Origin of the sequence: Catenulispora sp. GAS73, assembly GCF_041262085.1 — a bacterium.
Lineage (GTDB): Bacteria > Actinomycetota > Actinomycetes > Streptomycetales > Catenulisporaceae > Catenulispora.
Genome location: NZ_JBGCCM010000020.1, coordinates 139,478 through 163,186, shown reverse-complemented (window position 1 = coordinate 163,186; position 23,709 = coordinate 139,478). Strand labels below are relative to the sequence as shown.

Here is a 23,709-nt window from a genome sequence, read left to right as displayed (position 1 = left end):
CCGTTACTACTGCTTAGCCCACTTCTCGTTCGGCCCACCGTTGCACGGCCACGCCGTCACGTTCGCCCCCGCGTGGATCGGCACCGGCCCGGCGGCGTCCAGGCACAGCGTGGTGTTCGCCACCGGCGAGACCGTGCCGTTGGCGTTCCAGACCCAGTCCTGGTTCGGGCCGCCGTGGCAGGTCCAGGCGGAGACCTGGGCGCCGTTCAGGACCTTGCCGGTCGGGGCGGCCGCGTCCAGGCAGAGGTTCGCGACGGCCATGGAGTGGATCGTGCCGTCCGGCTGGATCTGCCACGCCTGGTTCGGGCTGCCTTGGCAGGTCGCGGCGGTGACCTTCGCGCCGGAGTGGACGCCGCCGGCGTCGGAGGCCGCGTCCAGGCACAGTGTCATCGAGACCAGGGTGGTCGAGTTCGCGGCCGTCGTGGTGGAGGGCGGGGTCGGGGTGCCGGCGGTCGTGGTCGGGGCCGAGGTGGCCGCGGCCGGAGTGGTCGGCACCGACGTCGAGCCGGCCGCCGCGCCGGGGACGGTCGAGACGCTGTTGTCCGTCCGGTGCCACGGCTTGGCCACGCCTAGCGCGATCCCGCCGATGAGCACCACCGCCGTGACGACGCCGCCGATCACGAGCGGCTTGCGCCGCGTCGGAGGATGGGCCTCGTACGCCGGATAGCCGGAAGCCAACGGTCTGGCAGGGCCGAGCGGCGGACCGGCAGGTCCGGCAGGTCCGGCAGGCTCAGTCGGCACCGGCGGTAGCAGCGAAGTGTCATCCGAAGTTTTGCTGTCCCGGCCGACCCCGGCCGGCCCGGCCCCCGCCTGCACCTTCGGCAGCGTGCTCGTCTCGGTGGCGTCCGCCGCAGCCGCCGCAGCAGCATCCGCGGCTGCCGCCGAAGCCGCAGCAGCCTCCGCACTCGCCTTCAAAACCCCCAGCGCCCCCGCGGCATCGACCCGCCGCGCCGGATCCGGCTCCGTCAGCGCCTCGATCAGCGGCCCGAGTGCCCCCGCGTTCCGCATCGCCGGGAGCGCCTCGGCCGGGTGCGGGGCGTAGCCCTCCACCGCCTCGAACAGCGCCATGCCCAGCGCGAAGACGTCGTTCGCCGGCGTGGCCCCCGGGGCGACGCGGTCGCCGACCAGCAGCGCGGTGCCGTCGTCGGTCAGCAGGATGGTGTACGGGTTGATGTAGCCGTGCACCGCACCGGCCGCCAGCGACGTCAGGATCGCGTGCGCGATCAGCGCCACCCGGCTCGGGTCCAGCGGGATCACCGCCTGCTGCGCGATGCCGGTGCCCGGATCGTGCAGCACGTCGTGCAGCGAACGTCCGCGGACCTGGCGTCCGCCGCCCTGATGACCGGGCTGGGACCCGCTCGCGTCCATAGAAGCTCGACACCCCCGCTATATTGCTGTGAGGGAACAGAATACTGACCCCCGCCACGCTCGTTACGCCGCCCGGGTGATCCCCATCCGGCCCTGTCAACCTGCGTCTCCGCCCCGATCCCGCGATGATCGCCTCTGAGTGAGCGATCGATCATCGGGAGCGACGTTGGTGGGCAGTCCGGACGGCGGCAGCACGGGGACCGGCAGTGGGACCGATTACGCGGCACCCCGAGAAGACGACTACGAAGACCCGCCCCCCACACGCCGCGACCGTCTCAAAGCCTGGGGCCCCCTCCTGGTCCCGCTGGTCGTGTTCGGCGGCATCGCGGTGTTCGTCTTCGCGAGCATCGCCGGGATGATGAAGACGAAACACGCCCCCGACTACTCCGCCGCCAGCTGCGCCCCCAACGACCCGCACAAGGTCCTGGTCGAGGTGAACACCGGAGCGACCGGCAAAGCCATTGGCGACGCCCTGTTCAACGCCGGCGTCGTCCGCAGCACCCAGGCCTTCATCGACGCCGCCGGCCACAACCAGGCCTCGCGCGACATCAGCACCGGCACCTACCGCGTCTGCCCCAAGATCAGCGCCGCGACCGCCATCACCGAACTGCTGAACTCCGCCAACCTCTCCCCGGACTCCCTCGTCGAGGTCCGCCCCGGCGACTACAGCTGGGAGACGCTGAAGACGCTGGTCAAGAAGCGCGACTGGGACAAGGACGACCTCCAGCAGCTCGTCGACACCAACCAGATCGGCCTGCCGCCCTGGTCGAAGAGCGCTGACGACCACTGGACGGTCGAAGGCATGCTGGAGCCCGGCCGCTACACCCTCACCAGCTCCGACACGCCGCAGGGCGTGCTGACCTCCATGGTCAAGGCGCGGGTCGACGAGCTCACCAAGCTCGGCCTGACCTCGAAGGCCTCGACGCTCCACTGCGCCCCGGCCCGCCAGTGCACGCCCGAAGAGGCCCTGACCATCGCCTCCCTCGCCGAGGCCGAGGTCACCAAGGCCGACCCGGACGGCCGCGAGGTCTCCGAGGCGGTCCAGAACCGGCTCAGCCGCGGCGACTTCCTCGGCGTGGACGCGACCACGAAGTACTGGCTGAGCCTGCAGGCCGGCAAGCGGATCGGCGTCACGGCCCGCGAGGTCTCCGACCCGACCGACCCCTACGCCACCGGCGGTCACAAGGGCCTGCCGCCGACCCCGGTCAGCATCCCCTCCAATCAGATGATCGCAGCGGTCCTCACCCCGGCGACGGAGCGTTGGTACTACTGGTGCGCCAGCGGGGCCGGTACGAAGTTCTTCAAGGAATCCGAGAAGACCCAGTTCGAGCAGACCTGCCTGTCCCACTGAACGAGACGAGATCGAGGTGAGATGACGATGCCGATGGAGGAGACCGACCAGGCGCAGGCGATCGCCGCCGGCTACACCTTCGACACCCCGACCCTGGACCTCGGCGCCCTGATGGCCGACGGCACCCCGGACCCGGACGTCCAGATCCGCATCCCGCTGGCCATGCTCACCCGGCACGGCCTGGTCGCCGGGGCCACCGGCACCGGCAAGACCAAGACCCTCCAGGGCCTGGCCGAGCAGCTGTCGGCGGCGGGCGTCCCGGTGTTCCTGGCCGACATGAAGGGCGACCTGTCCGGCATGGCCGCGCCCGGCGAGGGCGGCGAGAAGCTGACCGCCCGGACCAAGGCCCTGGGCCAGCAGTGGTCTGCGAAGGCCTTCCCCTGCGAGTTCTACGCGCTCGGCGGCGAGGGCACCGGCATCCCGGTCCGCGCGACCGTCTCGGCGTTCGGGCCGACGATGCTGGCCAAGGTGCTCGGTCTGAACAGCACCCAGGAGTCGTCCCTCGGCCTGGTCTTCCACTTCGCCGACACCAAGGGCTGGCTGCTGCTGGACCTGAAGGACCTGCGCAGCGTCCTGCTCTACCTGACCGGCGACGAGGGGAAGGCGGAGCTGAAGGCGATCGGCGGGCTGTCGCCGCAGACCGCCGGTGTGATCCTGCGCGAGCTGACGGCGTTCCAGGCCAAGGGCGCCGAGCCCTTCTTCGGCGAGACCGAGTTCGACGCCCTCGACCTCATCCGGACCACGCCTGACGGCCGCGGCGTGGTGTCGCTGCTGGAGCTGCCCGGTGTGGCCAGCCGTCCGGAGCTGTTCTCCACGTTCCTCATGTGGCTGGTCGCCGAGCTCTTCGAGCGGCTGCCGGAGGTCGGCGACGTGGACCGGCCCAAGCTCGTGTTCTTCTTCGACGAGGCGCACCTGCTGTTCAACGGCGCCTCCAAGCCCTTCGTCGCGGCGATCACGCAGGCCGTGCGGCTGATCCGCTCCAAGGGCGTCGGCATCTTCTTTGTCACGCAGACGCCGAAGGACGTGCCCGGCGACGTCCTGGCGCAGCTCGGCAACCGGGTCCAGCACGCGCTGCGCGCCTACACCCCCGACGACGCGAAGGCGCTGAAGGCGACGGTGTCGACGTTTCCGAAGTCGCCGTACGACCTCGCCGAGGTGCTGCAGAACCTCGGCATCGGCGAGGCGGTGGTGACCGTGCTGTCGGAGAACGGCGCGCCGACGCCGGTGGCCTGGACCCGGCTGCGGGCCCCGGAGTCGCTGATGGCGGCTGCGGACCCGGCGGTCGTGCAGGCGATCGTCGACGCCTCGCCGATGCTGGCGAAGTACGGTCCGGCGATCGACCGGGAGTCGGCGTACGAGATCCTCGCCGCGCACGAGCTGGAGGCGCAGCTGGCGGCCGAGGACCAGCGCCGCGATGCTGATGCGGCGCAGGCCGAGCGCGAGGCCTCGCGGAGCCGTACGAGTACTACGGCCAAGGCGCCGCCGAACCTCATCGACCAGTACCTGGGGTCGGGGACCGTCAAGCAGGCCGTGAACACTGCGGTGCGCGAGCTCACCCGAAGTATTTTCGGAACGCGCAAACGGGGGTAACGGAGCAACACAGCCCCGGCGTTTGTGTGGGACGCCGGGGCCCTGAAGTCCTCAACTGACAGCGCTGGTCAGAACCTTGCCCTTGCCGTTGTCCGGCTCGGTCACCCGCTGCGTGCCCCGCTCAAGCGCGGCCGACCAGATCGCCAGGAGCAGCGCCGATCCCGCGAGCACCGCCCCGACCCAGTTCGGCGCGGTGTAGCCGAAGCCGGCGGAGATGACGACGCCGCCGAGCCACGCCGACAGCGCGTTGCCCAGGTTGAAGGCGCCGATGTTGACGGCCGAGGCCAGCGTCGGCGCGCCGTGCGCCTGGTCCAGGACCCGCTTCTGCAGCGGCGGGACGGTCGCGAAGCCCAGTGCCCCGATGAGCAGGACGGTGACCGCGGCCAGGCCCTTGTTATGCGCGGTGACGGTGAACAGCGCCAGGACCACGGCCAGCCCGCCGAGCGCGGTGAACAGCATCGGCATCAGCTTGCGGTCCGCGTACCGGCCGCCGATCAGGTTCCCGAGGAACATACCGACGCCGAAGAGCACCAGCAGCCAGGTGACGGCGCCGTCGGAGTAGCCGGCGACCTTGGTCATCATCGGCGCGATGTAGGTGATCGCGGCGAAGACGCCGCCGAAGCCCAGGACGGTCATCGCCATGGCCAGCACGACCTGCTTGTTGCGGAAGGCGGCCAGCTCGTGCCGCAGGTGCGTGCCCTCGGGGCGGGGCAGCGGCGGCACCAGCTTGGCGATGCCGAGCAGGCCGGCGACGCCGAGCGCGGCGACGACGGCGAACGTCACGCGCCAGCCGACGGCCTGCCCGACGAACGTGCCGAGCGGCACGCCGACGATGTTCGCGACGGTCAGTCCGGTGAACATCGCGGCTATCGCGCCGGCCTTCTTCTCCGGCGCGACCAGTTCGGCGGCGACGACGGAGCCGATGCCGAAGAAGGCGCCGTGCGCCAGCGCGGTGACGATGCGTCCGACCAGCATCAGCTCGAAGGACGGGGCCACGGCCGAGATCAGGTTGCCGAGCACGAACAGGCCCATGAGCAGCATGAGCATGGTCTTGCGGCCGAGCTTGGTGCCGAGCGCGGTCATCACCGGGGCGCCGGCGACGACGCCGAGCGCGTAGCCGGTGACCAGCAGGCCTGCCGAGGGGATCGAGACGCCGTAGTCGCCGGCGATCTCCGGGAGCAGGCCCATCGGGACGAATTCGGTGGTGCCGATGCCGAAGGCGCCGATGGCCAGGGCTAGGAGCGCGAGAGGCATGGGGTGGCCCTCCAGGCGGGTGAGCGGGTTGGGCGGTTGTTGGAGCGGCTTACGAGCTTCAACAATAATTGCAAACGCATGTACTTGCAAGCACAACGATTGCACGCGCGGTATATTGCTCTGTGAGACAGGAAGGAGCGGACAGCGATGACTGTCGCGACTGGAGACACGGGTACAGACACGGGCACGTGCCCCCCCGACGTCGCTGTGGTCGACGCCGTCATGACCGGCCCGGCCAAGGGCTGGTACGCGCTCTCGCTCCTGCAGGGCCGTATCGAGACGCACATCGAGCGTGCTTTGCAGGCGCGCCACGACTTGAGCGCCCGGGAGTACTCGCTGCTGGACGTGCTGAGCTACCAGCACGACGGCGAGGGCGGGCACCTGCGGATGACGCAGGTCGCGGAGGCGGTCGTGCTGAGCCAGAGCGCGACGACGCGCCTGGTGACGCGGCTCGAAGACCGGGGGCTGCTGGAGCGGTACCTGTGCCTGACCGACCGGCGCGGGATCTACACGAACGTGACGGCAGCCGGGTTGGCGTTGCTGGCCGAGGCTCGGCCGACGCATGACGTCGCGCTGCACGAGGCGTTGGACGCCGCGAGCGCGGATCCGCGGCTGGCGCCGCTGGTGGCGACGGTCGTGGAGCTGAACCGGTCGGGGAGCTGCTGAACCGGGGAGTTGCTGGGGTCTGCCGGCTGTTGAGGGCGGCGAGTTGCTAGGTATCCGGTCACTGCGGCTGAACGTGCCCTTTCGTGGGCTGCGGCACATTGACGATCAACTTAGGTTTGCCTAACCTAACCCCTGCCAGATCGTTCCGACCCAGGGGGTTCCTTGCTGTCCGCACCCGTCCTCGCCGCCGCCCCGGCGTACCTCGCCGCCCCGGCGCCCTCCACCCCGCTCGGCCCCTTCGAGGACAGCGCCGTCTCCTGGGCGAGTTGGGTGACCCTGATGTCCTTCGTCGGGCTGCTCGCTCTCGCCGTCGCGGTCGCCGCGCCGGCCCGCGCCCTCGACGACCGCGCCGCGCGCCTCGTTCGCGGCCGCCTGACCTGGGCCGCCGTCGTCGCCGGAGTCCTGGCGTTCCCGGCGGTCCTCACCGACCGGGCCCGCAGCGGCTCCGGCTACGACTACTCCGGCGCCTGGCACAAGCTCTTCGACGGCTCGACCGCCGGCCTGCTCGCCGGCTTCGAAGCCGTGCTGCCGCTCATCGCGGCCCTGATACTCCTGCCGGTGGTGCTCCGCCGGGGCCTCGCGTCGCGACTGATCACCAGCCTCCGGCTGACAGCCCTGCTCCTCGGCGTCGTCGCCCTCGCCGCGACCCGCATCCCGGCCAAGGCGCCCGCGCCGGCCGACCGGGCCCGCACCGCGTTCCAGACCTTCATGTGGATGCTGCACCTCGTCGGCGGCGCGGTGTGGGTCGGCGGCCTCATCGGCCTGGTCGTCCTCGCCGTCCGCAGCGCCCTGGACTCCGGCTTCTGGTCGGCGGCGATCCGCCGGTTCGCCGCCGCCGCGATGGGCTGCGTCGCCGCCATCACCCTGTCCGGCCTGTTCCTCTACTGGTCGCACGTCGACGGCCCGACCCAGCTGTTCACCACCATGTACGGCCGCGTCCTCGGCGTGAAGATCCTGCTGTTCGGGAGCCTGCTGGTCCTCGGCGCCGTCAACCAGTTCTGGCTGCATCCCCGCATCGACGCGCTGCGCGCCGCCGGCGACGACCGTCCGCTGCGCACCGTCCTGGCGCGCCGGTTCCCCGCCGTGGTCGGCGTCGAAGTGGCGCTGATCCTGGCCCTGCTGTTCGTCGCGCCGTTCCTGCACGGCTCGGCGCGCAACCAGGCGTACCAGGCCGATGTGGCCGAGCACACGACGAACCCGAAGGCCAAGCTGCCGAAGCTGCCGCAGAAGGAGGTCTCGGCCTCCACCTGGATCGAGGGCACCGCCGAGACGGCCGCGGTGCTGGTCGTGACGGTCGCGGGCTACCGCTTCTCCGGCCGGCTGGCCCGGCGGCGGGCCGATCGGGCCGGTCAGGCTGGCCAGGCCGGTCAGGCCAGCCTCGCGAACCAGAGTGCTCAGGGCGTTCAGCCCGGTCAACCCGGCGCCGCGACCACCTGACAGGATTCCCCGCGGAAACCGTGCAACCGAACCACCGCCCCGGGAGTGTCTTCCGGACCCGGCGTAAGGAAGCCGGGCTGATCGGAGCGAGGGGTGCTGTGGCCGAAGAGGCTGAGTCGATCGATTTCGCGGGGTTCTACACGGCGACGGCCACCCGCGTCGTGGGCTATCTGTACGTGGTCCTGGGCAGCGTCGCGGAGGCGGAGGACGCGGCGCAGGAGGCGTACACGCGCGCCTGGCTGCGCTGGAACAAGGTCCGGGGCTACGAGGACCCCGAGGCCTGGGTCCGCACGGTCGGGTTCCGCGTCGCGATGAGCTCGTGGCGCAAGACCCGGAACCGGCTGAGCGCGCACCGGACAAGCGGCGCCGGCGCCTCCGGCGCGCACGTCCCGGAGATGTCGCCGGACCGGCTGGTCGTGGTGGAGGCGCTGCGCCGCATCCCGGCCGAGCAGCGGCGCGCGCTCGTGCTGTTCCACCTGCTGGGCCTGACGATCGCCGAGATCGCCGAGGAGATCGGCGCGCCGGTCGGGACGGTCAAGGCGCGGCTGTCCCGCGGCCGCAAGGCGCTCGCGCCCTACGTGTCGGAGTTCGCCGACGACGAAGACGCCCCACCCGGTGCCGCGTCCTCCTCACCGCCGCCCTCGCTTCCTTCGTTTCCGTCCTCGGGAGACTCGGCTGCGCGCTTCGCGAAGAAGGGTATGGTTTCCGGTGCCTGAGAACTTCTCCTCCCTGCTCGAAGCCCTGAACAACGAAGGCCGCGAGCTCGCCAGGCCGGTCCCGGCCGGCGTGATCGAAGGCCTCGGCCGGGGTCGGCGCCGCCGGAACCGGTTCACCGCGGCCGGCTCGGCGCTCGCGGTCTGCGCGCTGGCGGCCGGCGTCGCGTTGAGCACCGGAGGGGCCAAGCATGCTCCGGCGCCGACCCGGCCGAATCCGACCCCGACCGCGCCGTCGGCGACGGCATCGGCTTCGGCGTCCCACGAGGCCGGCGGCAAGAAGAACCGCACCGGAACGAGCGCGCTCATGCTTGCCTCCGAGCCTCCGCAGCCGAACCTGTACCAGTGGCAGGTCACCGATACCCGGGACCGACCCATTTCCTTCATCGAGTTCCCGCTCTGCGACTTCGACATGACCGGGCCGAACGGAGCACCGCAGCAGCCGCCGAAGACCCTTTCGACGAGCCAGTCCCTGGCGGACTACAAGTCCACCACCGACGCCTCGACCGGGACCGAGGTGGTCTACCACTTCCCCTCGGCGGCGGCGGCCCAGCACGACTACGACCTGCTCAAGCCAAACCCGGCCACCTGCAAGGACGCCCATGTGGTCGCCACGCAGCCCAACGGCTTCGCCTGGGGGGACGGCGGCGACCAGGGGAACCTGCACCGGATGATCGTGCTGTCCGGAACGGACATCGCGTACTGGTTCTACCAGGGCGGCGGCAGCACCACGCCGTACGACACCTCCGACGACAAGGCCGCGTTGCAGCGCATGGCCGACCGGCTCGACGGCGGCACCCCGGTGCCGGACACGAACCCCATGCCGGCCGGCGTGCTCCCAGGTTCGGCGTGGCTGGACGCGAAGCAGATCCCGTTCGGCACCGCCGACAAGTCGCACGGCTGGTTCCAGATGAACGGCCAGCAGTCCAGCCCCGGCGCCGCGCCCGCCACGGATCTGTGCGCCTCGGCCGACCGCGGCCTCGTCAACGGAACCGACGCCACCGACGCTTCCCGCACCTACCACGGGACGCCGCCGACCACGCCGGTGTATCCGGGCTCGAACTACCTGTACTCAGGGGCGACCCAGGACATCTTCACGTTCCCGTCGGCAGCCCGGGCGCAGAGCGCGTTCGACCACGCCCACCAGGTGACCGGGAAGACCGGCTGCCAGTTCAAGGACTACTCCGGTTCCGACACCACGCGCACGATCACGGTCGGGGCCACCACCGCGTCCGGGTTCTCGCTGCTGCTCACCGACAAGCCGGGGCCGTCGTACGAGCACGTGTACATCGTGGTCAAGGGCGTGCATGTGAGCACGCTGATGGTTGACTTCGAGCAGGGCGACACCTCCACCGGCGGTGACGCCGCGATCCTCGCGGCCCTGGCGGCGCACCTGCCGTAGCCGGGAAGGTATCGTCGAGGGGTCGGCCCGGCGGGCCGACCCCTCGACGCTCGTGCGTCAGCTCAGGCAGCCGACGTGCGCCAGGGCCTGCCGCAGCAGCGTCCCCTGGCCGCCGTGCATGTCCTGCAGCACGCCGTCCGAACTCGCCTCCCGCGGCGTCAGCCACACCAGGTCGAGCGCGTCCTGCCGCGGCTGGCAGTCCCCGTTCACCGGCACCACGTACGCCAGCGCCACCGCGTGCTGGCGCGGGTCGTGGTACGGCGTGACGCCGGCCGTGGGGAAGTACTCGGCGACCGTGAACGGCTGGAGCGAGGCCGGGACGTTCGGCAGCGCGACCGGGCCGAGGTCCTTCTCCAGGTGCCGCAGCAGGGCGTCGCGCAGCCGCTCGTGGTGCAGCACGCGTCCGGAGACCAGGCTGCGGGTGATCTCGCCGTCCGGCGAGATGCGCAGGAGCAAGCCCACGCTGGTCACCTCGCCGGCCGCGTCCACGCGCACCGGCACCGCCTGGACGTAGACGATCGGCAGGTGGGCGCGGATCTGCGCCAGTTCGCCCGGGGGGAACCAGCCCGGGGTCGTCTCGATCATTTCGGACATTCGTTGATCGTACTAGCGCGGAGGTTCAAGCGGCCTCCCCCTGTTCAGGATCTGAGCGGGGATCGCGGTCGGTTCGCGCCGCCGAGCGGGAGCGAGCGGACCACAGTGCTCGCTCCGCTCCAGCGGGTCGTCGCCGGTGGCGATCAGCCGGTCGGCGCGATGTTCGACAGGCCGCCCAGCAGGCCCGACAGTGCGTCGTCGACGCCGGACAGGACCGCCTGCACCACCGGGCCGAGCTGCCCCAGGACGTCGTTGAGCAGCTGGTCGACGACGCCGGGGTCGATCGGCGCGGGGACCGTCTGCTGGTGGCGCACGTGGCTGTGCGCCGTCGTGGTCGCGCTGACGGGACCGGCGATCGCGGTGAACGTTAGGGCTGTGAGGAGTGCGACTCTGCGCACGGTTCTGATCATGTTCTAGTCGTATGTCGGTCGCGGTCCGGCGACACGCGGGCTGGTCCGTTAGAGCCGGAAGCTGCTCCGTTAGAGATCGGTTGGAGACCGGTCACCGCGTCAGCGCTCGTGTCAGGTCCGTGTCAGGAGCGCGTCAGCCCAGCTCGCGATGGTTGAGCCATGGAAAACACAGCCATAGCGGTCACGGGACTGCGCAAGACGTACGGCGACAAGGTCGTGCTCGACGGCATCGGCTTCGAGGTCGCCCGGGGATCGGTCTTCTCCATGCTCGGCCCGAACGGCGCCGGCAAGACGACCACGGTGAACGTCCTGACGACGCTGCTCAAGGCGGACGCCGGGACGGTACGGGTGGCCGGTCACGACGTGGCCGCCCAGACCGCGAAGGTGCGCTCCGCCATCGGCGTCACCGGGCAGTTCGCCGCGGTCGACGAGCTGCTGACCGGCCGCGAGAACCTGCGGATGATGGCGGACCTGAAGCGGATCCGGCCGGCCGCGCCGCTGGTCTCGCGGCTGCTGGAGCGCTTCGAGCTGTCCGAGGCCGCGGACAAGCAGGCCTCCACCTACTCCGGCGGCATGCGGCGCAAGCTCGACCTGGCGATGACCCTGGTCGGCAGTCCGCAGATCATCTTCCTGGACGAGCCGACCACCGGGCTGGACCCGCGCAGCAGGCGCACCATGTGGGACATCGTCCGCGAGCTGGTGGCCGAGGGCACGACCATCTTCCTGACCACGCAGTACCTGGAGGAGGCCGACCAGCTCGCCGACCGGATCGCGGTGCTGGACGGCGGGCGGATCGTCGCCGAGGGCACCGCCGAGGAGCTCAAGCGCCAGATCCCCGGCACCCACGTGCGGCTCAAGTTCGCCACCCTCGCCGAGTTGGACAGCGCGGCGCGGGTCCTGGACACCGGGACGCGCGACGAGGCCGAGCTCACCCTGCGGGTGCCCAGCGACGGCACCTCGCGCTCGCTGCGGGCCCTGCTGGACCGGCTCGACGAGTACTCGCTGAACTCCGAGGAGTTCTCCGTGCACACGCCGGACCTCGACGACGTCTTCCTGGCCCTGACCGGCCACGCGACCACTGACACCGCTACCGAAAACGCCCCCGCCGCCAACGCCGCCCCCGCCGCCCCCGCCGCCAACGTCACCGTCACCACCGAGGAGAACTGATCATGAGCACCGCGTCCACCGCCCTCGGCGACTCCGCGATCATGCTGCGCCGCAACTTCCGCCACACCGTCCGCAACCCCGTCACCGTCTTCAACGCCATCCTGTTCCCCATCGTCATGATGCTGATGTTCGTGTACGTCTTCGGCGGCGCGTTCAAGGTCCCCGGCAGCTACGTCGACTACGCGGTCCCCGGCCTGATCGTCATGGCCATCACCTACGGCCTCGGCCCGACCGCGGCCTCGGTGAACGACGACATGACCAAGGGCATCATCAACCGGTTCAAGACCATGGACGTCTCCCGCGGCGCGGTGCTCACCGGCCACGTGGTCGCCACCACGGTGCGGGCCCTGATCGCCGTCGGAGCCATCATCGGCGTCGGCTTCGCGATGGGCTTCCGCTCCCACGGCAGCGCGCTGGACTGGCTCGCCGCGCTCGGCCTGGTGCTGCTGCTGGCCTTCGCGACCAGCTGGCTGACCGTCGCCATGGGGCTGTCCGCCAAGTCGGTGGAATCCGCCGGACTGGCCACCGTGCCGCTGATCATGCTGCCCTTCCTGAGCAGCGCGTTCGTCCCGGCCGCGACCATGAAGACCGGGGTGAAGCAGTTCGCCGAGTACCAGCCCTTCACCCCGATCATCGAGGTGCTGCGCGGGCTGCTCTCCGGCGGCCACGTCTCGACCAGCCACACCGTCCAGGCCCTGGCCTGGTGCGTCGGCTTCGCGCTCCTCGGCTACGTCTGGGCGGTGTCGACCTTCAAGAAGCGAGCGTGACCTGAGTGAGCTCGGCGAGCTCGGTCCGCGTCCCCTCCAGAACCGCCTCGGCGAACCTCGTGTCGCCGAGGCGGTTCCGCGTCTCCTGCTCGATGTGCGCGACGTCCGGATGCTCGTCGTCCGGCAGCCCGCGCAGGGCGGCCGCCGCGCCGATCAGCCGGGCCGCCTGCTCCGGCTGATCCTGCCGCAGCGCCAGGTCCGCCAACCCGACGACCACCGAGGCGACCAGCAACGGAAGTCCCACCTCGGCCGCCGCCTCGAAGGCCTCCGCGCAGTGGCCGCGCGCCTCGTCCAGGTCGGGGGTGATGCGGGAGAGCAGGTCGTGCCGCAGCGCGCGGTAGTTCCCGCGCTCGGCTTCCTCACCCAGCAGCGACGTCGCCAGGGCGAGCTGCTCCCGGGCCTGCTCCGCGTCACCGGCCCAGCGGGCCAGATCCACCTTCGCCAGCGCCAGCTCGGCCAGCGCGTTGGGCCACGTGACGCGCTGCGCCCGGCGCTCGGCCTCGGCGATCGACGCCGCCGCGCCGTCCCGGTCCCCGGCCATCCAGTACAGCAGCGCCTGCCGGGCCCGCATCCGGATGACCTCCTCCGGGGCGCCGGCCTCGGCGACGGCCACGACCGCCTGCTCATAGAGCTCACAGGCCCGCACGTACTCGCCGCGGACGGCGATCCGGTCGGCCAGCTCGGTCAGCGCGAACGAGATCCCGAACCGCTCGCCGAGCGCTTGGAACTCCGCGAGCGCCGTCTCCAGATACGCGTCGGCGTCCATCCCGCTCTGGCCGAACATGACGCGGATCTTGCCCATCTGGAGCCGGGCCAGCGCACGCACCCACGGATCGGCGTCGTCCAGCTGCGGTTCGAACGCTGACAACGCCTCCTGCGGCGCCTGCAACATGCGCTCCAGCGGCTCGACCAGCGCCATCCCCGGATGCCGGCGCGCGCCGGGCTCGACCTGGTGGCTGGCCTGGTACGCCTGGTGGATCCAGTCCTCGGCGGCGTGCTCGTCACCGCGTCCGGAGGTCGCGAACATCACGATCACCGAGTAGACGACGGCCCGCACCTCGGCGGTGGTCTCGCCCGGCACCTTGGCCGCGGCGGTCAGCAGTTCCAGGCCCTCGGTCCGGTGCCCGGCCAGCCACCAGAACCAGCCCGAGGCCGCCCCGAGCCGCATCGCGGCCTGCGCCTGCCCGGCCGCCAGCGCGCCGCGCATCGCCGCGGCGATGTTGTGGTGCTCGGCGTTCAGCGTGGCCAGCCACTCCACCTGGTCACGCATCCGCAGATGCGGTTCGGCGGTCTCGGTCAGAGAGATGAAGTAGGCCAGGTGCGCCTCGCGTGCCGCGTCCTGCTCGCCGGCCTCGGCGAGGCGCTGCGCGGCGTACTCCCGGATCGTGCCGCTCATCCGGTAGCGCGGGGCGTCGCCGTCACTATCGCTGTCGCCGATCAGCAGCGACTTCTCGGTCAGCGAGGTCAGCAGCTCAAGGATCAGATACGGCTCGATGTCCGGGCCCGCGCAGACCTGCTCGGCGGCCTCCAGACCGGCGCCGCCGACGAACACCGAGAGCCTTCGCAGCACCCTGCGTTCGTCGTCGGAAAGCAGCTCCCAGCTCCAGTCGACCACCGCGCGCAGCGTCCGGTGCCGGGGCAGCGCGATCCGGCTGCCGCCGGTGAGCAGCCGGAAGCGGTCGTCCAGACGGTTCGCGAGCTGGTCCACGGACATCGTCCGCAGCCGCGCCGCGGCAAGCTCGATCGCCAGCGGCATCCCGTCCAGGGCCCGGCAGGCCCGGGCCATCGTCGCCAGCTGCTGCGCGTCGACGGTCTGGTTCCCCGTCGGCATCAGATCCCGGCGCACCGCCTGGGCACGGTCCCGCAGCAGCCGCACGGCCGGGGAGGCCTCGATCTCGCTCGGCGCCGCGCCCTCGTCCGGCAGCGCCAGCGGCGTCACCGGCCACAGCGCCTCGCCGGTGATGCCCAGCGGTTCGCGGCTGGTCGCCAGGATCCGCAGGGCCCGGCACTCGCCGAGCACACGGTGCGCGAACAGTGCCGCGGACTCGATCACGTGCTCGCAGTTGTCCAGGACGATCAGGGCCCGGCGATCGCGCATCGCGGCGACGAAACGGTCTGTGGGCCCGGCGTTCGGGTTCTCGCCGAGCAGGGTGTCGCGCAGGCCCAAGCTGATCAGCGCGGCCTGCGCCACGTCGCCCTCCGGGCCGATCGCCGCGAGCTCCACCAGCCACGCGCCGTCGGACAGCTCACCGTCGGACAGTTCGCAGTCGGCCAGGGCGCCGTCGCCGAGCAGCGTACGGGCCGTCTCCACCGCCAGCCGGGTTTTCCCGGCACCGCCCGGGCCGGTGATCGTGGTCAGCCGCTGAGCGTCGACCAGTTCGCGCACCGAGGCGACATCGGCCTGGCGCCCGACGAAGCTGGTCAGCTCCGTACGCAGGTTCGTCTTGCGGGTCTGCTCGCGGCGCCCGCCGAGCTCGCCGCGCAGGAGCGAGACGTGCAGCGCCGACAGCTCCGCCGACGGATCGGCGCCGAGCTCGTCGGCCAGGGTCTCCCTGGTGCGCTGGTACAGCTGAAGCGCCTCGTTGTCGCGGCCGGCCGCGTTGAGCGCGCGCATCAGCGCCGCGACCAGGCGCTCGCGCGTCGGATGCGCAGCGACCAGATCGGTCAGTTCGGTGACCAGCTCCGCACCGCCGCCGAGGGCGAGCTCGGCGTCGAAGCGCTCCTCGGCGGCGGTCAGGCGCAGGCCTTCCAGCCGGACCACGACCGCGTCGAAGGCGCCGCTCTCCTGGAGGCCGACGTCCTGCATGGCCTCGCCCCGCCACAGCCCGAACGCCTCGCGCAGCAGGCGGGCCCGCTCCGAGACGTCCTGACCGGCGGCCTGGCTCGCGCTGACGAGGCGCTCGAAGCGCACCGCGTCCACGGCGTCCGGATCGACCGTCAGCCGGTAGCCGTCGGTGAGCCCGTCGATAGCGGCGTCCGGCAGGGCCTTGCGGAGCCGGGACATCAGGCGCTGCAAGGCGTTGGCGGCGTCGGCCGGCGGGTTCTCGCCCCAGACCCAGTCCACCAGCGAGCCCTTGGGGACCACCTGGTTCGGCCGGAGCGCGAGCGCGATCAGCACCGCGCGCAGGCGCGCGCCGGGCACGTCGGCCAAGGTTCCGCCCTGGTGGCGGACCTCCAGAGGTCCCAACATCGCGATCTGCACGCGCCGATCCTGCCATGCGCGCACTCTGGAGGCATCCAGCGCTTGGCACCGAGCGGTTCAGCTCGCGCGGGCCTTCGCCGCCGGGGCCGGCGTGGGACCGGTTGCCGGAGCGGTCAGCGCGGCGCGCGCCAGATCGCGGAGCCAGGCGTGCGCGCGATCGGTGTCATAGCGCTGATGCCAGGACAGGAACACCGGCGCCGGCGGCAGATCGAGCGGCAGCGGCAGCGCGACCAGCCCGAGGTCGGCGAGCGCATGGCGGGTGGTGGATTCAGGCGCGGTGACCACGAGGTCCGAACCGCGCACGAACTCCAGCGCCGCTGCCTCGCCGGGCGCGGTCGCCACCACGCGCCGGGCGAGCCCGAGCTCGGCGAGGGCTTCGTCGATGACTCCGGCCAGGTTCCCCCGGCGGGAGACGGCGACATGGTCGGCGGCGGCGTACTCCTCGACGGTCATCGTCCCGCCGGCGCTGAGCGGATGGCCGGCGCGCAGGACGACCACCTGCGCCGTCTCGGCCACCCGCTCCGCGCGCACGTCCGCGGCGGTCGGCAGGTTCGCGTTCGCTTCGAGGTCCACCTCGCCGCGGCGCAGCCCCGGGGTGTCGCCGCTGGACTCGGCGATGAACCGCAGCCGCACCCCCGGCGCCTGCTCGCGCACGGCTGCCAGAAGCGCCGGGCCGGCGAGCGCCACCAGCGAGTCGTGCCAGCGGAGCGTGAAGGTGCGCTCCAGGGTCGCCAGGTCCAGCTCGCGGCTCGGCGCCAGTACGCCCCGGACCTGCTGCAGCAGCGCGTGCACCTGCTCGCGGACGGCGAGCGCGTAGGGCGTCGGGGTCATCGTGCGGCCGGTGCGGACCAGGATCTGGTCGCCGGTGGTGCGCCGGATCCGGCCCAGGCTGCGGCTCATCGCGGGCGCGGTGACGTGCAGGCGGTCGGCGGCGCCGGCCACGCTGCCCTCTTCGAGCAGGGCGTCGAGGGCGGCGAGCAGGTTCAGGTCCAATTGCATGGGAGTCATTCTAGAGCTGCCTGACATGCACTTGAAGTTAACGATGAGCGTTCCTACCGTCGTAGCCATGACTGAGATGACGGAAACGAAGAACCAGGTCGTGCTTGCTCAGACCGCGCTCGCCGTCCGCGATGCGGGAGCCGTGCTCCGCGAGCGCTTCGGCGCCGTGGCGAGCTATCAGAGCCGTGAGGAGCTGATGCGGTTGCTCGCCGTCAACGACGACGCGGCGCTGGCGGTCCTGCGGCCGCGCCTGTCGTCGCTGCGGCCGGGAGCGCGCTGGGTCGAGGAGGAACTCGCCGGGGGCGCCCTGCCGGACGGCGAGTGGTGGGTCGTCGATCCGGCCGAGGGCAACGTCAACCACCTGCACGGGCTGCCGGAGTGGGCCGTGACCGCGACCCTCGTGCGGGACAACGAGCCCGTGGTCACCGCTGTGCACCTGCCGCTGACCGGCCAGACGTACACCGCGCTGGCCGGCGGCGGCGCGTACCTCGACGGCTCGCCGCTGCACGTGTCCGGCTCGGCCGACCTCGGCCTGAGCCTGGTCGCCACCAGCCAGGCCCGGCCGGACGAGGACGAGGCGGTGGTGCGGCGGGTCGGCGACTCGATCGGCGCGATGCTGCGCGCCGCGCTCGTGGTGCGCACCTCGGTTCCGGCGACGCTGCATCTGCTCGACGTGGCCGCCGGCCGCGTCGACGCCTTCTGGCAGTTCGCCGGGGCCCGCGCGGACCTGCTGCCCGGCGCGCTGCTCGTCACCGAGGCCGGCGGACGCGTCTCCGACGCCGAGGGCCGGCCGTGGACCCCGGAGAGCGCCGGATTCCTGGCTGCCGCACCCGGAATCCACTCCGCTGCCGTTGCCGCGCTCTCCCACTGACCGCTCACGACGTATACAAGCCCACGTATACAAGCAAAGGAAAAGACTCATGACCGCGATCGCAGTATTCGGCAACGGCCGCGTCGGCAGCGCCTTGGCCGCAGGACTCATCGGAGCCGGGCATCAGGTGACTGTCGCGGACCGCACGCCGGGCTCGGCGGCCGACGCCGCGCGCACCGCGCAGGTCGTCATCAATGCCACGCCGGGGGACAGCACGCTGGAGCGCCTGTCGGCGCTGCGCGAACCGCTCCGCGGCAAGATCCTCGTCGACGTCTCCAACGCCACGCTCGACGGCCCGGACGGGCTGCCGGCCGACCTGCTGTACCCGGATTCGAGCCTGGCCGAACGCTTGCAGGCGGCGCTTCCGGACACGCGGGTCGTCAAGACGCTGAACACGATGCTCTACTCGGTGATGGCCGCCCCCGGCTCGCTGGCCCAGCCGCCGACCGCCTTCCTGTCCGGTACGGATCCGCGGGCCAAGCAGGTCGTGCGCGGGCTGCTCGCGGACCTCGGATGGCATCAGGACTGGATCGCCGACCTCGGCGGGATCCAGACCGCGCGGGCCACCGAGGCCGTGATGCTGCTGGTGCCGCACGTGATCCGCTCCGCCGGGTTCGCGCCGTTCGCCGTCTCGATCGCCCGATAAGGCTCGACCGAGGCGCCGCCGACCGACGACTACCCGACCGGGATCCCGACCCGCGCGTCTTCCAGCGCCTGTCGGAGCACCGCGAGCGTCGCCCCGACCGCGGCGACCTGCTCGGCGCCGATGGCGGCGGTGATCAGCTCCTCCAGCTGGCCGTGGAAGGTCTGCTCGGCCTCGGCGACCAGCGCGGCGCCGCGCTCGGTGAGGCTGATCAGCGACGAGCGCCGGTCGGCCGGGTTCGGCAGCCGCGCGACCCAGCCCTGCGCCTCGTGCCGGTCGACGCCCTTGCTGGCCGCGCCGATGCCGATGGCGAACGCGGTGGCGATGTCGGCGACCCGGGAGCCGGGGTGGTCGCGCAGGTAGCGCAGCATCTCGTACTGCGAGGCGACGATCCCGTGCTCCGCGCGCAGCCGGTCGCTGACCGCGTTGTAGATCCGGGTCTCGCTGCGCACCAGGTCGTCGAAGAAGGCCGCGAGGCCGCCGGTTGCCGAAGTAGTTGCCACGGCATATAGTTTCTCATACATGCCGAGGAATGTACTTCCTGGGCATGTACATGGCGACCACCTCTTGGGAGACACAGATGACCAGGGCACAACGACGTGAGTTGGACGCGATGCTGCGGAAGGAGGCACAGGGCTTCGTGCCGCTGCCGATCGAGCAGATGCGCCAGGGATTCGCCGCGCTGATGGCGCAGTTCCCGGTCTCGGCCGACGTGCGGCGTACCCCGACCGAGCTGGCCGGGCGTCCCGCGCTGCTGGTCGAGCCGGCGGGGCTGGCGCAGGAGGCGCGGCCGGGGACCATCCTTTACTTCCACGGCGGCTCGTTCGCGCTCGGATCGCCGGACACCGGCCTGGTCAACACGGCCAACCTGGTCCGGCGCACCGGCGTGCGCGCCATTTCGCTGGACTACCGGCTGGCGCCGGAACACCCGTTCCCGGCCGCGATCGAGGACTGCCTCGCCGCCTACCGCGCTCTGCTCGACGCCGGCACCGACGCGGCCTCGATCGTCCTCGCCGGAGACTCGGCCGGCGGCGGTCTGAGCGTGACCACCAGCCTCTTGGCCCGTGACGCCGGACTGCCGCTCCCCGCGGCGATCATCGCGTTCTCCCCGGGCGTCGACGCCACCCGTACCGGACGGTCGATGACCACGAAGCAGGGCATCGACCCCTACTTCGTCCCCGAGGGCATGGCCCACACCGCCGAGATGTACCTCGCGGGCCAGGACCCGGCGCAGCCGCTGCTCTCGCCGGCCGTGTACGCCGACCTCACCGGCCTGCCGCCGATGCTGCTCCAGGTCGGCACGAACGAGCTGCTGCTCGACGACGCGGTGCGGCTCGCGGCGCGCGCGACCGAGGCGGAGGTCGACGTGATCCTCGACATCACGGCCGGGGTGCCGCACGTGTTCCAGGCCTTCGACGGCACGCTCGCGCTCGACGAGGCGGGTCAGGCCCTTGACCGCGCGGCACTGTTCCTCACGCAGCACCTCGGGGTACCGGTCGGGTAGCTCCCGACCCGTTCGGAGTACCGGTTGGTGTGCTGTGCGCACGGGTGTGGAAGCCCTCACGTGACTGGTTCACGACAGCGCGTCCGCGTCCGAGTTACGGAGGCACACCATGCCGGGCTCTGTGCGAACGCGCCGCTCGTGCTTGCTCGTCGGCGTGGGTGTGAGCGCCGCGCTCGGGACTGCGCTCGGAGTAAAGGCTGACGAAGCGCTCGCACGACATACCCGCGTGTATGGCTACCAATTCAGCGACGAGAACGCGCCTCAGCGTTACCTGCCTCCGGCAGGATTTCCGTACGGAGCCTCACATGCTTCCGCACTGTCCTACTTGTTCGATGTGAAGGCGCCATTCCCGGGGAATCTGTCCGGAGCACAGCCTACCGGCGCGCGCTCGCGTGCAATTGGGCCCCAATGCGAGCCGCAGATAACGGGAGAGCTGGCGCCGAAGCCAGAAATGTATTTAAGTACTCCTCAGATTTCCTGGCTACGGTCCCTCGCATCGCCGTCGCCGGTTCAGCGGCGTGCCTCTCTTGTGACGGATCGGTATGACGGGTATTCGTGAGCCCAGCAGCGGTGAGCCCAGCGCCGCGACGGTGGTCAGCGTTCCCGCAGGTTCCGAACCGAGCCCGGCGCCGGCGGGAACGCGGGGCGTTGCGCGCGTCGCGGCGTTGCGCGGCTGGGGCGGCCGGATCTGGAAGCGGCGGCCGCGGGCGCTGACCGCGGTGGCCGTGGTGGGGGTGACGCTGTTCGCGCTGTGGGGCATCGGCGGGCCGCTGGCCGGCGAGTCGACGCTCGCCCCGACCGACGAGATGGTCAGCCAGGGCCCGTGGCTGAACGCCGGGTTCGTCGGGACCGTGCCGCAGAACACCTTCCTGGACGACATCTACACCTCGCAGCTGCCCAGCGAGATCCTGTTCTCGCGGCAGCTGCGGCACGGCAAGGTGGCCCAGTGGAACCCCTACGGGGCCGCCGGGAGTCCGCTGGGCGCGATTCCGGACTACGCGTTCTACTCGCCGCTGAGCGTGCCGTTTTACGTGCTGCCGGACTGGCTCGCGCCGGCCTACGAGCGGTTGCTGGAGATCGTGTGCTCGGTCGGCGGGGGCTTCCTGTTCCTGCGGCGCGTCTCGCTCTCGCGGCCGGCCGCGCTGGTCGGCGGGCTCACCTTCGCCGGCACCGGGTTCATGGTGGCGTGGCTGGGGTTCCCGCAGACCCGGGTGGCGGCCTTCATCCCCGCGCTGTTCTGGGTGGTCGAGCGCTTCATCCAGGAGCGGCGGCCCAGAGACGCGGCGTTGGCGGCGGTGCCGGTGGCGGCGCTGTTGCTCGGCGGGTTCCCGTCGGTCGCGGGGTACACGTTGCTGACCGGGGGTGCTTACGCGCTGGTGCGGTTGATCGGCGAGCATCGTGACGATGTGCGGCGGCTGGTGCGGCCGGTGCTGTATCTGTGCGGTTCGCTCGCCGCGGGGTTCGGGCTGGCGTTCTTCCAGCTGCTGCCGTTCCTCCGGTTCTTCGGGACGTGGCTGATCCAGGGCCGGAACCAGACGTCGACGCAGACGTTGCCGGTGGCGAGTCTGCTGACGGCCGTGGCTCCGTTTTCGTTCGGGACCGTCAACGCCATGGACCCCATTCAGTTTCTGTTGGTGAACACCAACCTCGTCGAGGCCGTCTCGTACCTCGGTGCCGCGGCAGTCGTGCTGCTGCTGGCGGCGGTGGCGATGCCCCGCCGGGGGCGAGGCCTGGTGCCGCGCGGTGCGTGGGTGTTTTTTATCGCTGCCGCGCTTGCGTGGATTGAGCTGATCTACGTCGGGGGTCCGCCGCTGGGGCTGTTTCAGAAGCTGCCGGTGCTGCGGTCGCTGTTTGAGCAGAACTTCGTTGGGCGGGCTCGGAGCATTCTGGGCTTTTTGCTCGCGGTGCTGGTGGCGGTCGGGTTCGAGCTGCTGCTGCGGGTGCGTGCGGCGCGGGTTGAGGGGGTTGAGCGGGCTGAGCGGGCCGAGGGTGTTTCGGAGGCAGCGGGGACGGCGTGGGCTGGGGCTGGGGCTGTCCGGCGGGGCTGGGCTGTGGCTGGCGTCAGGCGGTGGGGGTGGCCGGCGGTGGTCGTGCTCGGTGCCGTGGCCGGGGCTACCGCGCTGGTGTGTCACGGCCGGAACGCGGTGCGCGTCGACGCGATGCTTTCGGAGCAGGACCTGTCGAAGGCCCTGGACGGGTATTGGAGCCAGCTGCGGGGCGCGGCGGTCATCGTCGCGATCGCCGTCGCCTGTGTTGTTGCGTTGGGGATCGCGGGGCGGCACGGCTTCGGTGACCGGAAGCAGGCGACGGTCGTGCGGTTCGGTGCGGCGGCGACGCTGATCGTGCTGATCGCCGTTCAGGGTGCGCAGTTCATGGAGAACTACTATCCGAGGTCCGCTAAGGACACGTTCTATCCGGTTACCGATACCCATACATTCCTTGCGGACAACCTCGGCGGCCAGCGTTTCGCGTCCACATATGACGCGATGGCTTTCGGAACGAGTACCGCATACGATCTGCGGTCGGTGAATGGCCACAACTTCCTGAATGCCAATTTCGGTGAGCTGCTGCAGGGGATGCCCGACGGCGTCGTCCCGTATCCGACGTATGTCAATTTCCTGCCTAACAATCTGAAGCAGGCGACGAGTCCGGTGCTGGACCGGCTGGGGACCAAGTACTGGGTGGCGGCGCCGACTGACGACGTCTTCGGCACGCTCAACCAGGTGCCGCGTCATGGGCAGACGCAGCTGGTCCCGGGGCAGCCGGTGACCGTGCCGATCACCGGGCCGGTGCGGGGGATCGGGTTCACGCCGGAGGGGGCGGTTCCCTGGGATATCGCGGGCTTTACTAAGGGCACGAGCGTTGATGTCGTGATTCGCGACGCGGGTGGGAAGCAGATCGCGCAGTCCAGCCGGCTGACCGGGGCCACGGCCGGGAGTCAGTTCCAGGTCGCGGTCGACGCTGACACGGTGCCCGCCGGGACGCCGCTCACCGCGACCATCACGTTGCACGCGCAGGCGCCGCTGACGGTGGATGCCGACGGTGCGCTGCCGGCCGTGGACAGTATCACCGACGCTGATGACGGGCTGAGGTTGGCTTATGTCGGGTCGACGGTCGTCTACGAGCGGATGAACGCGCTGCCGCGGATCCGATGGGCTTCGCAGAGCACTGTGACGGCGTCCGCGGACCGGCGGATCGCGATGCTCAATGCGGGGTCGGTGCCGGGGGACACGGTGGTGTTGTCGGATCCGGGGCCGGCCGGGTCGGGGCAGGCGGCGGCGGTGCGGGTGGTGAGGGACGGGATGGATTCCGTTACGGCTGATGTCACGGCGCAGGGGTCGGGTTATCTCGTGGTCGCCGACGCTGATCAGGTCGGGTGGGCGGCGGCGGTTGACGGGCGGTCGGCTGGGCTGGTGAAGGCGGATCAGGGGGTGGTGGCGGTCAACGTGTCGGCTGGCGCGCATGAGGTGACGGTGCGGTACAGCATGCCGCAGCAGGGGTTGGCGACGTGGGGGTCGGTTTTTGTGGGGGTGTCGCTGCTTGCGGTGCCTGCGGGGGAGTGGTGGTGGGGGCGGCGGCGTGGGGATGGTGCGGGCGGGGATGGCGTGGTTTGAGACGCGGATCTCTGAGCACTTCTTTGGCTTGAATCGAGTTTTCGTATATAGGAAGGGTAAACACCGTGATACTTGCAGACTTGAACTCGCCGAATGCGCTGATTGATCTGGACCGTCACGAGGAGCCCGTTGCCGCCGCGGCCGGTGCGGAATCCGA

At 71.1% G+C, this 23,709-nt stretch carries 19 protein-coding genes; 12 read left to right on the top strand and 7 right to left on the bottom strand.

Features of this window, described 5'->3' with window-relative positions; all coding sequences use genetic code 11:
• Nucleotides 1-6: 6 nt before the first annotated feature.
• Nucleotides 7-1,368: a ricin-type beta-trefoil lectin domain protein gene (locus ABH935_RS28775; RefSeq protein WP_370381056.1), complete on the bottom strand. Its 1,362-nt coding sequence runs from the start codon at nt 1,366-1,368 to the stop codon at nt 7-9.
• A 169-nt stretch (nt 1,369-1,537) separates the two neighbouring features.
• On the opposite strand from ABH935_RS28775, the gene mltG reads away from it, so the two are divergent.
• Nucleotides 1,538-2,719: an endolytic transglycosylase MltG gene (gene mltG, locus ABH935_RS28770; RefSeq protein WP_370381055.1), complete on the top strand. Its 1,182-nt coding sequence runs from the start codon at nt 1,538-1,540 to the stop codon at nt 2,717-2,719.
• Nucleotides 2,720-2,740: 21 nt separating this feature from the next.
• Nucleotides 2,741-4,309, top strand: coding sequence for a helicase HerA-like domain-containing protein (locus ABH935_RS28765; RefSeq protein ID WP_370381054.1), 1,569 nt, complete (start codon nt 2,741-2,743; stop codon nt 4,307-4,309).
• A 51-nt stretch (nt 4,310-4,360) separates the two neighbouring features.
• Here the strand turns inward: ABH935_RS28765 and ABH935_RS28760 are convergent, their stop codons facing one another.
• Nucleotides 4,361-5,563 carry an MFS transporter gene (locus tag ABH935_RS28760; protein WP_370381053.1) on the bottom strand — a complete coding sequence of 401 codons (1,203 nt, stop codon included), beginning with the start codon at nt 5,561-5,563 and terminating at the stop codon, nt 4,361-4,363.
• Between the two features lie 222 nt (nt 5,564-5,785).
• Between ABH935_RS28760 and ABH935_RS28755 the strand changes: the two genes are divergently transcribed.
• From ABH935_RS28755 to ABH935_RS28740, 4 genes are all read left to right on the top strand, one after another.
• Nucleotides 5,786-6,229 (top strand): MarR family winged helix-turn-helix transcriptional regulator, encoded by a 444-nt coding sequence (locus ABH935_RS28755; RefSeq protein ID WP_370381120.1) that lies wholly within the window; start codon nt 5,786-5,788, stop codon nt 6,227-6,229.
• 162 nt (nt 6,230-6,391) lie between these two features.
• Nucleotides 6,392-7,666: a CopD family protein gene (locus ABH935_RS28750; RefSeq protein WP_370381052.1), complete on the top strand. Its 1,275-nt coding sequence runs from the start codon at nt 6,392-6,394 to the stop codon at nt 7,664-7,666.
• A gap of 98 nt (nt 7,667-7,764) precedes the next feature.
• The gene (locus ABH935_RS28745) at nt 7,765-8,382 is read left to right on the top strand and encodes a sigma-70 family RNA polymerase sigma factor (protein WP_370381051.1); all 618 of its coding nucleotides are present in this window, start codon (nt 7,765-7,767) and stop codon (nt 8,380-8,382) included.
• Nucleotides 8,375-9,781, top strand: a complete 1,407-nt coding sequence (locus ABH935_RS28740) for a hypothetical protein (protein WP_370381050.1) — start codon at nt 8,375-8,377, stop codon at nt 9,779-9,781. The genes ABH935_RS28745 and ABH935_RS28740 overlap by 8 nt, the downstream gene beginning before the upstream one ends.
• A gap of 57 nt (nt 9,782-9,838) precedes the next feature.
• Here ABH935_RS28740 and ABH935_RS28735 read toward each other — a convergent pair whose 3' ends face one another.
• Entirely contained in the window at nt 9,839-10,375 is a 537-nt protein-coding gene (locus ABH935_RS28735) for an NUDIX hydrolase family protein (protein WP_370354022.1), read from the bottom strand.
• Between the two features lie 143 nt (nt 10,376-10,518).
• Nucleotides 10,519-10,785, bottom strand: coding sequence for a hypothetical protein (locus ABH935_RS28730; protein WP_370381049.1), 267 nt, complete (start codon nt 10,783-10,785; stop codon nt 10,519-10,521).
• 159 nt (nt 10,786-10,944) lie between these two features.
• Here ABH935_RS28730 and ABH935_RS28725 point away from each other — a divergent pair, with 159 nt between their 5' ends.
• Nucleotides 10,945-11,952, top strand: a complete 1,008-nt coding sequence (locus ABH935_RS28725; protein ID WP_370381048.1) for an ATP-binding cassette domain-containing protein — start codon at nt 10,945-10,947, stop codon at nt 11,950-11,952.
• 2 nt (nt 11,953-11,954) lie between these two features.
• Nucleotides 11,955-12,719: an ABC transporter permease gene (locus tag ABH935_RS28720; RefSeq protein WP_370381047.1), complete on the top strand. Its 765-nt coding sequence runs from the start codon at nt 11,955-11,957 to the stop codon at nt 12,717-12,719.
• Here the strand turns inward: ABH935_RS28720 and ABH935_RS28715 are convergent.
• Together ABH935_RS28715 and ABH935_RS28710 are read right to left on the bottom strand one after the other, a co-directional pair.
• The gene (locus ABH935_RS28715; RefSeq protein ID WP_370381046.1) at nt 12,703-15,921 is read right to left on the bottom strand and encodes a BTAD domain-containing putative transcriptional regulator; all 3,219 of its coding nucleotides are present in this window, start codon (nt 15,919-15,921) and stop codon (nt 12,703-12,705) included. The genes ABH935_RS28720 and ABH935_RS28715 overlap by 17 nt on opposite strands.
• Nucleotides 15,922-15,978: 57 nt before the next feature.
• Entirely contained in the window at nt 15,979-16,920 is a 942-nt protein-coding gene (locus tag ABH935_RS28710; protein ID WP_370381045.1) for a LysR family transcriptional regulator, read from the bottom strand.
• A gap of 76 nt (nt 16,921-16,996) precedes the next feature.
• On the opposite strand from ABH935_RS28710, the gene ABH935_RS28705 reads away from it, so the two are divergent.
• Both ABH935_RS28705 and ABH935_RS28700 read left to right on the top strand, forming a co-directional pair.
• Nucleotides 16,997-17,791, top strand: coding sequence for an inositol monophosphatase (locus ABH935_RS28705; protein ID WP_370381119.1), 795 nt, complete (start codon nt 16,997-16,999; stop codon nt 17,789-17,791).
• Nucleotides 17,792-17,840: 49 nt separating this feature from the next.
• Complete coding sequence (locus tag ABH935_RS28700; protein WP_370381044.1) at nt 17,841-18,437, top strand: NADPH-dependent F420 reductase; 597 nt, start codon at nt 17,841-17,843, stop codon at nt 18,435-18,437.
• A gap of 29 nt (nt 18,438-18,466) precedes the next feature.
• Here ABH935_RS28700 and ABH935_RS28695 read toward each other — a convergent pair whose 3' ends face one another.
• Nucleotides 18,467-18,958, bottom strand: a complete 492-nt coding sequence (locus ABH935_RS28695) for a MarR family winged helix-turn-helix transcriptional regulator (protein WP_370381043.1) — start codon at nt 18,956-18,958, stop codon at nt 18,467-18,469.
• Nucleotides 18,959-19,014: 56 nt separating this feature from the next.
• Here ABH935_RS28695 and ABH935_RS28690 point away from each other — a divergent pair, with 56 nt between their 5' ends.
• On the top strand, nt 19,015-19,938 hold the full coding sequence (locus ABH935_RS28690; protein ID WP_370381042.1) for an alpha/beta hydrolase: 924 nt from the start codon (nt 19,015-19,017) through the stop codon (nt 19,936-19,938).
• A gap of 542 nt (nt 19,939-20,480) precedes the next feature.
• The gene (locus tag ABH935_RS28685) at nt 20,481-23,552 is read left to right on the top strand and encodes a hypothetical protein (protein WP_370381041.1); all 3,072 of its coding nucleotides are present in this window, start codon (nt 20,481-20,483) and stop codon (nt 23,550-23,552) included.
• Nucleotides 23,553-23,709 lie beyond the last annotated feature (157 nt).